This is a genomic window from Pseudophaeobacter sp. (genome assembly GCF_039971195.1).
Taxonomy (GTDB): domain Bacteria; phylum Pseudomonadota; class Alphaproteobacteria; order Rhodobacterales; family Rhodobacteraceae; genus Pseudophaeobacter.
In genome coordinates, this window is the sequence record NZ_JBDWPJ010000174.1 from 1 (window position 1) to 10,659 (window position 10,659).

Below are 10,659 nucleotides of genomic sequence, written 5' to 3' on the forward strand. Positions count from 1 at the left end.
TAACAAGAGAACCCCAGCCCAAGGCTAACCCTCAGGATCCCAAAACCAACCAAACCAAAGACTCACTCGAAACCTCAAACCGACTCGTCTCAAAAAGCCCCCCTCATCACCTTCCAATAAATATTCCCGCCAGAGGCAAAAAGGGAGGGCATCACACGAAACGCCAATGTTGGGCGAGCATTGCATCACCAGGGCGCGGACCCTCGCCTCGCTGCCAATACTGGAAACCGACAGCTCGCACAGGAACCTCTCGATCTGGAAAACCAGGCACCGATCCTCGGTTTGGTTCTCCACCACCGGAGCGCGGATCAGATCCACGAGGTTCTGCATCTGGCGCAGGGTCAATTTCATCCGGGCACAGATCACCAGCAACTGCCCCTCGCTTTCGCCGCTGGACTGGTGAATCAAGTGGGCCAGGTTCAGGCGGTCGGGTTTGCAGCTGGGAAAGGGATCCACCAAGGCCCCGAAACTGCAAAAGGCATGAGTGCTGAAGGCCGATACCAGGATCAGGGATCCGTGCGACACAGGCACCGGGACTTGCTCCGGAATGAGCAACTCCCCCTGTCCGGCGAGAACATAGTGCAACGTCGCGGCGGCGTCTTTCTCCATCCCAAGATCACAGGCGCCCGTCAGCTCGCAGAGAGCAAAAGGATCCACCCGGATCTCCATCTCGTCAAGAATGTCGTTCGTACCCATGCGGGCAAGAAAGGTAGCCACACATGCATTGACACCGGGGAGGCGATGATTTCGCACATGTTACGGACCCAAAGGCGCATGGGCGCAGGGAAAGTCATCTCACACTTGTCAAGCATTGGCCGGACACAGGCCAAAAGGAGAAAGCCCATGTGCATCAACCATGACCCTAAGATTTCCCGCCGCGCCGCCCTGACCGGCGGATTGGCCAGCGCGGCCGCCGGTGCCCTCACAGCGACAGGCGCACAAGCGCAGGAAAGCGATCCCTACCGCCGCCATGGTGCCGAATGGTGATGGTTATCTCGCGGCGAAAACCAACTTCCGTTTTATTGCCAATGCAGTCTGGACAACAGAAGAGGCCGTGAAACTGATGAGAGCTCAGGACTGACCTCCTGTGTTCTCTCACAAGCGGTAGCACCGAAACCTCCCGGTGCCACCGCCATGGTTTTCACGCAAGCAATCTAAGTTGCACTCTTGGGCCGCAACTCAGGGCAGCTTACCTGGCCGCACTGGCGCGTTGTGGCTGTTGCACTACCGCACTGGCCCGCACCGGCACGCCATTAAAAGCGGCGTTGCCGCTCACCGGGTCGATGCGACTATCGTCAGTCAGATCATTGATCGAAACCGTCTGCACCCGCGTCGCTGCACCCAAGGTTCCCTGACGCTGGCCCCAGCCCTGCGGGATTGAGACCACGCCAGGGGCGATATCTTCGGTGATCTCCACCGGCAGGGCCACCTGTCCAACCGCGCTTTCAATCAGCACCTCCTGCCCATCCTCCAGGCCCTGCCGTGCTGCATCCGCCGGGTTGATCTGCGCCGTACAGCGGTTGCGGCCCTTGACCAGACGTGGGCTGTTCTGGGTCCAGCTGTTGTGGCTGCGCACCTGACGGCGGCCAATCATCAGCAGCGGGAAATCCGCGCTCTTAGACGACTGGAAAGCCAGCAGACGCGGCAGATCCGCGAGGAAAACTTCGGGCGCGAGGTTCAACCGGCCATCAGGCGTTTCCAGACGATCCGCGATATTGCGCACCAAAGGTCCAAGATCAATCGACCCCGAAGGTGCCGAGAGCAGCGCCTCCACCGAGACCTGATCACCGTGGTAGCCCTGCGGCAGCATCATGCCCAGCACCTGCGTGGGAGAGGGGCCAATGCTATTCGCGCCTGTGAGCTTGGCCGCCAGCCGGGCGATTACTTCCCATTCCTGCGGGTTGCCATTGGGTGGCGCAAAGATTGGCCCGGCAAAGGCCGCCGTATTGTGCACCGCAAAACTATGGAACACCATGTCATAGACCTCTTCCTCCAGCGCCACAGTGGCGGGCAGGATCAGATCCGCATGGCGGGTGGTGTCATTGATGTGCAGATCTATCGACATCATGAAATCGAGCTGCCCCAGGGCCGCATCGATGCGCGGACCATTGGGCGCGGTCAGCACCGGATTGCCCGCCACGGTCACCATGGCCTTGATCTGGCCCGCGCCTGGTGTCTCCATTTCCTCGGCCATGACCGAGACCGGGAACTCACCATTATAGAGCGGTTGTTGCGACACCCGCGAGCGTTTCTCTGGGTAGCTTCGGGTCTTGCCCTTGCGGCTTGTCATGCCGACATAGTCCAGCGCCGGGGTGGTGAACATTGCCCCCCCTTCGCTGTCAAAATTCCCGGTAATAATATTGAGCGCATTATTGGCCCATTGGCACAGGGAGCCAAAGCTTTGGGTCGAGGCCCCCATGCGGGCATAACAAACCGCCGATTTGGCACTGGCAAAATCGCGGGCCAGATCGCGGATCACTGCCACCTCAATGCCAGTCATCTCGGCAGCCTTTTCTGGCGTGAAGGGCTGCACGGCCTCTTTCAGCGCCTCTACCCCGTCGGTGATCGCGGCCAGGCTGACCAGATCCTCCAGCCCTAGGGCAAAGACCTCGTGGATCAATGCCAGCAGCAAAAAGGCATCACTTTCCGGCTGGATGAACAGATGTTCGCCAGACCGCACGGCAGTTTCGGTGCGGCGTGGATCGATGACAACGACCCTACCCCCGCGCGCCTTGATCTCATCCATGCGTTTGCCAAAGCCCGGCGCCGTCATCATCGAACCATTGGAGACCACAGGATTGCCCCCCAAGATCAGCATCAGATCGGTGCGCGCCACATCCGGCACCGGGATCAACATGGGATGGCCCAACATATGTATCGAGGCGACGTGATGCGGGATCTGGTCTGCCGTGGCTGAAGAGTATCGGTTTGTGGTCCCCAGCGCCTTGACCAGTCCTGGCAAGTTCAGAAGGTTGCCAAACTTATGCGCATTGGGATTGCCCAGATAGACGCCAACCCCGTCCTTGCCATGTTGCTCCTGCACCAGGGTCAGGCGATCAACGGCAAAATCATAGGCCTCATCCCAGCTGATCGGCACAAATTCCCCGTCGACCTTTTTCAGCGGCGCTGTCACCCGGTCCGCATCGGTGCGGAAATCCTGCAGGGCGATCGCCTTGGGGCAGATGTGACCGCGCGACAGGGGATCATCAGGGTTCGGCTTGATCGAATGCACCTTGGTGTCGTCATGGGTTACAATCAGCCCGCACATGGCCTCGCAGATATTGCAGGTTCGAAACTGGGTTTTCAGGTCGCTCATGGCTGCCTCCGACTGGGTTCGCGCTTGTGTCACTGGGCTATGAGCCTAGACGACAGGCTCTGCCTTTTGCAGGGTCTTATCCCTGCGTCACGGGGGTTGGACCAAACGTAACTTTGACCTCTTGGCCTCAAACACCCTGCCCTGAGATTTGCTGCACTGCGGCGCTTCAGAGGCCGCACCACCTGCCCTTTTGTCCCGCACAAAGGCCCATCTGCGCAGCCACTGCCTGTGACGCAGGGTTCTGCCGAGACCGACTAGACGACCGGTCTAATTGATGCCAAAGCAGAGACATGACAACTCAAACCGATTCCACCCGTGATCATATTCTCACCACTGGTCGCAGCCTCGTGGCGCAGCGAGGTTTCACCGGCATGGGGCTGAGCGCGCTTCTGAAAACCGCTTCTGTGCCCAAGGGTTCCTTTTACCACTACTTTGCCTCCAAGGAGGATTTTGGCTGCAAGCTGCTGGAACAATACCTGACCCAATATGGAGAAACCCTGGATCAGATCCTTGACCATGGCGCCCCAACAGCACGGGCACGTTTGCTGGAGTATTGGTCCCTATGGGTCAGCAGCCAGAGCAGCCAGGAGGCCTGCTCCCAGTGTCTGATCGTCAAACTCGGCGCTGAGGTCTCGGATATTTCTGAAGAGATGCGTCAGCTGCTGGAAATGGGCACCCGTACGATGACCAAACGGTTGGCAAAAACCATTGCCGACGGCCAGCGCGATGGCTCTATCGCTGCCACTGTGCAACCCGATCTTGCCGGCCCGGCGCTGTATCAGATGTGGCTGGGGGCCAGTCTGATGGCCAAGCTGTCGCGCAGCCCGGACCCACTGTTGCAGGCCATGCAAACGACGCAGGCAATGCTGCCTGAACCTACCAACACAGACTAGAACACCCCAGACAGATAGGAAAACTGATGTCTCAAACCGCTGACACCAATCGCCAGATCATTCTTAAGAACCGCCCCTTTGGCAAACCAGATGGCGACACCCTCGCCATAAAAAGCACGCCCCTGCCTGTCGCCGGCAAGGGCGAGATGCTGCTACGGGTCGCCTACCTGTCGCTGGATCCCTATATGCGGGGCCGGATGAATGATGCCAAATCCTATGCGGATCCGGTGGCCATTGGTGACCCAATGGTGGGCGGCACCGTGGCCCAGGTTGTGACCTCGGATGTTGAGGGCTTTGCGCCGGGCGACTGGGTACTGAGCTTTAGCGGCTGGCAGGACTACGCCGTGTCAGACGGCGAAGGCGTCACCAATATGGGCAAAGACCCAGCGCAGCCTTCCTGGGCGCTTGGCATCATGGGCATGCCCGGTTTCACCGCCTATTGCGGCTTGCTCTATATTGGCGAGCCCAAAGCAGGTGAAACCGTTGTGACTGCCGCCGCCACCGGCCCTGTTGGCGCCACCGTTGGTCAAATCGCCAAGATCAAGGGTTGCCGGGCTGTCGGCATCGCGGGCGGACCTGAAAAATGCGCCTTTGCGGTAGAGGAGCTGGGCTTTGACATCTGCATCGACCGCAACGCCCCGGACTTTGCCAAACAGCTCAAGGCCGCCTGCCCTGATGGTATTGATGTCTATTTTGAGAACGTCGGCGGAGCGGTATTTGACGCGGTTCTGCCGCTGCTCAACCCCAATGCGCGGGTGCCGCTCTGTGGCTTGATCTCGCAGTATAACGCCACCAACCTGCCCGAAGGCCCGGATCGCATTGGCGCCTTGATGGGGGCTCTGTTGGTGAAAAAGATCAAGATGCAGGGCTTCATCATCTTTGACGATTTCCCGCACCGCTACCCAGAGTTCGCTCAGGAAATGATCGGCTGGATCAAAGCAGGCAAAATCAAATATCGCGAACAACTGGTCGAAGGGCTGGAGAATGCCCCCGCCGCCTTCAATGATCTGCTGGAAGGGCGCAACTTTGGCAAGATGGTCGTCAAGGTTGGCGCAGCCTAAAACCCTTCAGGTCTCGCCTTCCTTTTGGGGCGAGACCGCTTGCAGCCAGACAGATCTCTGACCGGCCTAAACTCAAGGCGGCACCGCAGCAGGTGCCGCTATTTTTTTGTCTTGTTGCGGGCGGCTTTTTCTTCCTTGGTCATCTTGTTGTTCCAGACATTATTGCTGAGCCCCAGCTCATCCGGCATCGGTTTGGTCTTGCCAACGCTGACCTTTCCCCCCTTGTTCAGGAACTCCTGAATAAGCGCGTCATCGGTGGTTTCTTTGGGAACATGTTTCATGCGGTCAATTCTTTCCTCTAGCCCTTTTATCTGGGCAACAAAGCGATTCAGATCCGGCAGTGACAGTCTGCCCCTCTGGGCCTCCTGCTCCTTTCCCCTATCTGATTCCGCAGCGCTTCGCCACCATACATGCTACGGCGCAACCCTAGTATGACCCAAACCAAAACAACCGCCCAAGCCGCAGAAACACCCAAGATAAAGCCGATTTTGGCCCAGACATGAGATCAGCCTTCAAACGGATATGGACCCTCACAGGCACTGGCTGGGATCATCTGCGAAACATAATCGGGATCTGGATCTTCAGCACTGGGCATAGCAAGGCTGTGCAGCACCATGCCGCTGGGTTCCAGCGTCAGACTGTTGGGGCTATCAGCCCGCAGATCCAGCGTCACCGCATGCGAACTGCCCGGCGCGATGACCAGCGGATGGCCGGCAAAGCTGGTGGTCAGCATCCGGTGCACATGGCCGCAAGCGATGCGACAGGTCCCAGCATAGCCCCGGAGCAAGACCTTGAGCGCCAGACTGTCGCGCAGGTTTTGCGCGTCCATTGGCACAATGCCAGTTTTCACCGGCGGGTGGTGGAACATCAGCAAAAGCGGGCAATCCTGAAGCTGCACCAGGTGATCCTCCAGCCAGTCCAGCGTCTCCTGTGTAAACGCCCCATAGGGCACGCCTGGAACGGAACTATCCAGACCAATCACAACACAGGAGCCAAGATCCAGACGCCAATTTACTGGACCGGAGCCAGAATTGATCCAGGGCCGGTCCTGAAAGGCAGCGCGTAGTTTTTCGCGCACGTCATGATTGCCGGGCACCACCCGGTAGGGCAGTTGCAAGTCAGACATGATCTCGCGGAAATGATCGTATTCCTCTGGCCTGCCGTGATCGGTCAGATCGCCGGTGACCACCGCCAGATCAACCGGGCCGATGGCAGGCAGGATAGAGTTCACCTGCTGCACCAGGCCACGCAGGGCCGCTGCCGTATCCACTACCCCACAGGTCAGCGCGCCGGGTGCGACAATATGGGGGTCAGAAATTTGTATGATCCGGCTCATCTGGCACTTTCCTGTGATCTGGGCAACATCATGATGCCTGCGGTTGGGATGGCAAGGCGCACCTCGCTGCCCACCCGTGGCGCGCTGTCCCCCTGATGGGTACAATAGAGCATGTTGTCTCCGAGGCCAGACAGGGCGACCCGGTAATGGGTGCCCAGAAAGGTCACCGCCTCGACCCGCGCGGAAACCGGACCGGTATGGCTGATCTGGATGTTCTCCGCCCGTACATAGGGCAGATGGCCAGCCCCAGCATCCGGCAGCGCCACCGCGCCATTGCGCATCTGCAGGCTGGTGCCCTCGCGCCGCCCTTCGAGCGCCATGGCATCCCCCACGAACTCAGCCACAAACCGCGAGGCTGGCTGGCGGTAAAGCAGCTCCGGCGCACCGATCTGTTCAATCCGCCCCGCCTGCATCACCGCCACGCGATCGGCAATGGCCAGGGCCTCGGTCTGGTCATGGGTCACAAAGATCGCAGTGATGTTGAAGCGGCGCAGCAGCTCTGCCAGCTCATCGCGCAGCGCATCCCGCAACGAGGCATCCAGGGCAGAGAGCGGCTCGTCCAGCAACAACACCCTGGGCCGTGGCGCAATTGCCCGCGCCAGGGCCACCCGTTGCCGCTGCCCGCCTGACAGGGCAGTGACGGCACGCTCGGCATAGGGCTCTAACCGGCACAATGCCAGAACCTCTTCTACCCTAGCGTCAAGTTCGGCTCGAGGCAGTTTTTGCATTTTCAAGCCATAGCCCACATTGGCCCGCAGGCTCATATTGGGAAACAGCGCATAGGACTGAAACACCATACCCACCTGGCGACGCTCCACCGGTTGGGAGGTGACATCGCTGTCACCAAAGCGAATCTGGCCGCCAGCATCGGGGTTTTCCAGCCCCGCGATCATCCGCAACAGGGTGGTCTTGCCGCAGCCTGAGGGGCCCAGTAGCGAGACGATCTCGCCCTCGGCAACGCTTAGATCCGTAGGGCGCACCGCGCGGGTGCCGTCAGCAAAGGTCTTGCCAATATTGGTAAGAGTCAGGGTCATATCTGCAGTCTCATCTCGTCAGTCTGCGGGCCCGGTCCGAGGCCCATTGCATGGCCATCAGCAGCGGCACGATCATCACAAAGAAAATCAGCGTATAGGCTGAGGCGATTTCCAGCCGCATCGAGGCATAGGCATCGGCCAGTCCCACCGGCAGGGTTTTCAAATAGGGGGTGTGCAGCATCCAGGTTAGGTTGAACTCGCCAATCGACAGAGTCACCACGGTGAGCGCGCCGGCCAGAATGCCGGGCATGGCACCGGGCAGGGCAATATCGCGAAACCGCTGCCAAGGACCCGCGCCAAGGCTGGCGGCGCTTTCCTCCAGTGTCGCCAGATCCATGCCCGCCAACACCGCCTGCACCGAGCGTACCATAAAGGGCAGCGTATAGAGCACATGTCCGGTGAGGATGAAGACCCAAGAGGTGCGAAACCCCAGGTGGCTACCATAGAGCTGGATCAGCGCCAGCGCCAAGGCCAAGCCGGGAATGGAGAGCGGCAGAGAGACAAACTCCTCCAGCCACCGGGCCATGCGTCCCGGATGACGCGCCAGCCAATAGGCTGCGGGCACGCCGATCAGCAGCGTCGCCACCAGACAGCACAGCGCAATCCACAGCGACAGGAAGATGCTGCCGGAATACAGCTCCCAGACCTCAAAGATCCAGCGTAGGGTCAGGCCGGAACTGAGCCCGCGGAAGTAATTGGCGGTGATCCCAGCGAGGATCGACAGGATGGCGGGAACAATCAAAAACGCCGCTGCCAGCAGGGTAACGAACAGTGGGATAAGTCGGGTAAATCGCACGGGGTCAACCTCCTGCTGCGACAGTGGTGCCGCTATAGCTGCGCGCCAGCAGCAGGAGCACCCAAGTGACCAGTCCCAGCACGATCGACAGGGCCGAGGCCATGGCGATATTCGCCGCCAGGGTGAACTCGGTATAGATCACCATGGGCAGCACATCGATATTGGTTGCCAGGGTAAAGGCGGTGCCAAAGGCCCCCATGGCGGTGGCAAAGGCGATAGCTCCGGCAGCAATCAGCGAGGGCGCCAGCCCCGGCAGGATCACATCGCGCAGCACCCGCAAAGGCCCGGCACCCAGGGTGCGCGCGGCCTCTTCCAGCGCAGGGTCCAGCTTTTCTGCCGCCGCCATGATGGTCAGCAACACGCGGGGAATGGAGAAATAGAGATAGCCCAGAAACAGCCCCAGTGAGGAATAGGCAAAGACCACATGGCCGGGAGTGAGTTGATTGATCAACCCCTGTCGCCCACCCAAAAGGATGATCAGAAATCCGATGACCACGCCGGGAAAGGCCAGCGGCAGGGTCAGGATTGAAATCAGCAAACCCCGGCCGCGAAACTGTGCTCGACTGAGGTAGAGCCCGGCAGTGGTGGAGATCAGCAGAGCCGCGATCGTGACCAAAAGCGAAATCACTACTGTCTGGCCCAAAGTCGACAGATAGCGCGGGGTTGCAAGGATCTGCAGGTAGATGCCCCAGCCGGCCTCAGACCCGGCGGCCCCCAGCAGCAATTGCACCAGCGGCAGCGCCAGAAAGGCGAGGCTAAACACCGCCAGCGGCAGCAGGCAGAGGGTTAGAAATTGTTGATTGCTCATCACGGGTCTTTTGCGTTTTTTCAGAGATCTTCAGAGAGATCACAGGGCCGTCGGGATCTCTCCGCAATGGCCCTGTGACGGGATCTATCAAGCCTTGGGAGCGGCCTGACTTATTTTACTTCGCTGAGATAACGCTCGCCAAATCCGGCCTGGGCCTTTTCCATGTCGGCGTAGTTCACCGCCTCGGCGCGGGCATATTCGCTGGCTGGCAGGAATTTGTCCGCGATCTCGGCAGGCAGGTCGATGGGGCGGGCCGGGTTCAGATAGGCATTGGTCCAGATCGCCTGGCCCTCATCCGACAGGATATAGTCCAGCACCCGCTTGCCCAGTTCTGGATTCGGGCTGTTCTTGACCAGTCCCATGACATAGGGCACCCGCACCGAACCTTCGCAGGGCAGGACAAATTCAAAATTGCCCTCTTCCTCGTATTTGCCGCGATAGGCGTTGAAATCATAATCAAACAAGATCGGGATTTCGCCGGAAACAACGCGGGCAAAAGAGGTCTGTTTGGGTACGATTGGGTTGTTCTTACCCAGGCCGTTGAAATACTTGATGGCAGGATCAAAGTTATCCAGATCGCCGCCAAATGCCATATTGGCAGCAACAGCGCCGGCATAGCCCACAAAGGCAGAGGACGGATCAAGATAGCCGACCATGCCGTTGTATTCGGGCTTGGTCAGATCGGCAAAACACTGTGGAACCGGGGCACCACCCAGGGCGTCGACATTCACAAAAAAGCCCAGCGTGCCATAATGCACCGCAAACCATTTTCCTTCGGGATCTTTCAGGCCTTCGGGAATATCGTCAAACCCGGCGGGTTTGTAGGCTTCCACGATGTCTTCGTTGCCAGCCTTAATACCGGTGGTGACACCGTAATAGGCCACGTCGGCCACTGGTGCGGCGCGCTCGGCCAAAAGCTGGCTGATGGTCTGGCCCGAGTTCTTGTTGTCATGAGGCATCTGGATGTCGAGCTTGTCGTCGATGGCGGTCAGCATCGAGGCCCAGTCAGCCCATTGTGGCGGACAGTTGTAGCAGATGGCATCCTCGGCAAAGGCCGGGGCGGCCAGGCTGGTGACAGCCGTTGTAAGCAAGGCGGCAGCGATATAGTGTTTCATGATCATTGCTCCTGTGAAGCGTTTCAGGCGGTTTTCGAGTGATGAAGCGGCAGCAACGGAGTTGCAGCTCTGCTGCTGCTGCGCATATCCGCCCGGACGGGGCCAAGGCTCTCGCCGGGACGGAATTCAAAGCCGAGCCCCCCAAGGGGTGGCACGGTGTGTTTCTGGTTTGTGATCCTGGCTAGCAGATGGCGCGCGGCGGCGCGGCCCATGGCTGCAGGATCAGTGGCAATTGTCGCCAGCGAGGGCACCATCAGCTGGCCGATCTCGATGCCATCAAAGCCAATCACGGACAGATCT

General features: G+C 59.5%; 12 protein-coding genes. 3 read left to right on the forward strand and 9 right to left on the reverse strand.

The window, feature by feature from the left end; all coding sequences use genetic code 11:
- Positions 1–24 precede the first annotated feature (24 nt).
- On the reverse strand, positions 25–696 hold the full coding sequence (locus tag ABJP42_RS15330) for a cupin domain-containing protein (RefSeq protein WP_348341872.1): 672 nt from the start codon (positions 694–696) through the stop codon (positions 25–27).
- A 147-nt stretch (positions 697–843) separates the two neighbouring features.
- Here ABJP42_RS15330 and ABJP42_RS15335 point away from each other — a divergent pair, with 147 nt between their 5' ends.
- Positions 844–987 carry a hypothetical protein gene (locus ABJP42_RS15335; protein WP_348341874.1) on the forward strand — a complete coding sequence of 48 codons (144 nt, stop codon included), beginning with the start codon at positions 844–846 and terminating at the stop codon, positions 985–987.
- Between the two features lie 202 nt (positions 988–1,189).
- Here ABJP42_RS15335 and ABJP42_RS15340 read toward each other — a convergent pair whose 3' ends face one another.
- Positions 1,190–3,316 carry a molybdopterin oxidoreductase family protein gene (locus tag ABJP42_RS15340; protein ID WP_348341876.1) on the reverse strand — a complete coding sequence of 709 codons (2,127 nt, stop codon included), beginning with the start codon at positions 3,314–3,316 and terminating at the stop codon, positions 1,190–1,192.
- Positions 3,317–3,606: 290 nt separating this feature from the next.
- Between ABJP42_RS15340 and ABJP42_RS15345 the strand changes: the two genes are divergently transcribed.
- Positions 3,607–4,209, forward strand: a complete 603-nt coding sequence (locus ABJP42_RS15345; RefSeq protein ID WP_348341878.1) for a TetR/AcrR family transcriptional regulator — start codon at positions 3,607–3,609, stop codon at positions 4,207–4,209.
- A 26-nt stretch (positions 4,210–4,235) separates the two neighbouring features.
- Positions 4,236–5,270 carry an NADPH-dependent curcumin/dihydrocurcumin reductase gene (locus ABJP42_RS15350; protein ID WP_348341880.1) on the forward strand — a complete coding sequence of 345 codons (1,035 nt, stop codon included), beginning with the start codon at positions 4,236–4,238 and terminating at the stop codon, positions 5,268–5,270.
- A gap of 98 nt (positions 5,271–5,368) precedes the next feature.
- Here the strand turns inward: ABJP42_RS15350 and ABJP42_RS15355 are convergent, their stop codons facing one another.
- The 7 genes from ABJP42_RS15355 to ABJP42_RS15385 form a co-directional block, all read right to left on the reverse strand.
- Entirely contained in the window at positions 5,369–5,551 is a 183-nt protein-coding gene (locus ABJP42_RS15355; protein ID WP_348341882.1) for a hypothetical protein, read from the reverse strand.
- Positions 5,552–5,775: 224 nt separating this feature from the next.
- On the reverse strand, positions 5,776–6,606 hold the full coding sequence (locus tag ABJP42_RS15360) for a phosphodiesterase (RefSeq protein WP_348341884.1): 831 nt from the start codon (positions 6,604–6,606) through the stop codon (positions 5,776–5,778).
- Positions 6,603–7,640, reverse strand: a complete 1,038-nt coding sequence (locus tag ABJP42_RS15365) for an ABC transporter ATP-binding protein (protein WP_348341886.1) — start codon at positions 7,638–7,640, stop codon at positions 6,603–6,605. The genes ABJP42_RS15360 and ABJP42_RS15365 overlap by 4 nt, the downstream gene beginning before the upstream one ends.
- 10 nt (positions 7,641–7,650) lie before the next feature.
- Entirely contained in the window at positions 7,651–8,436 is a 786-nt protein-coding gene (locus tag ABJP42_RS15370) for an ABC transporter permease (RefSeq protein ID WP_348341888.1), read from the reverse strand.
- 4 nt (positions 8,437–8,440) lie between these two features.
- A complete protein-coding gene (locus ABJP42_RS15375) occupies positions 8,441–9,244 on the reverse strand; it encodes an ABC transporter permease (RefSeq protein WP_348341890.1) in 804 nt (267 codons plus the stop codon).
- Between the two features lie 110 nt (positions 9,245–9,354).
- Positions 9,355–10,359: an ABC transporter substrate-binding protein gene (locus ABJP42_RS15380; protein WP_348341892.1), complete on the reverse strand. Its 1,005-nt coding sequence runs from the start codon at positions 10,357–10,359 to the stop codon at positions 9,355–9,357.
- 23 nt (positions 10,360–10,382) lie between these two features.
- On the reverse strand, positions 10,383–10,659 hold a 277-nt coding region (locus tag ABJP42_RS15385), incomplete at its 5' end, for a substrate-binding domain-containing protein (RefSeq protein WP_348341894.1).

Coding starts and splice junctions, on each gene's coding strand:
- ABJP42_RS15330 (WP_348341872.1), bottom strand. CDS start 696: ATGGGTACGAACGACATTCTTGACGAGATGGAGATCCGGGTGGATCCT.
- ABJP42_RS15335 (WP_348341874.1), top strand. CDS start 844: ATGTGCATCAACCATGACCCTAAGATTTCCCGCCGCGCCGCCCTGACC.
- ABJP42_RS15340 (WP_348341876.1), bottom strand. CDS start 3,316: ATGAGCGACCTGAAAACCCAGTTTCGAACCTGCAATATCTGCGAGGCC.
- ABJP42_RS15345 (WP_348341878.1), top strand. CDS start 3,607: ATGACAACTCAAACCGATTCCACCCGTGATCATATTCTCACCACTGGT.
- ABJP42_RS15350 (WP_348341880.1), top strand. CDS start 4,236: ATGTCTCAAACCGCTGACACCAATCGCCAGATCATTCTTAAGAACCGC.
- ABJP42_RS15355 (WP_348341882.1), bottom strand. CDS start 5,551: ATGAAACATGTTCCCAAAGAAACCACCGATGACGCGCTTATTCAGGAG.
- ABJP42_RS15360 (WP_348341884.1), bottom strand. CDS start 6,606: ATGAGCCGGATCATACAAATTTCTGACCCCCATATTGTCGCACCCGGC.
- ABJP42_RS15365 (WP_348341886.1), bottom strand. CDS start 7,640: ATGACCCTGACTCTTACCAATATTGGCAAGACCTTTGCTGACGGCACC.
- ABJP42_RS15375 (WP_348341890.1), bottom strand. CDS start 9,244: ATGAGCAATCAACAATTTCTAACCCTCTGCCTGCTGCCGCTGGCGGTG.
- ABJP42_RS15380 (WP_348341892.1), bottom strand. CDS start 10,359: ATGAAACACTATATCGCTGCCGCCTTGCTTACAACGGCTGTCACCAGC.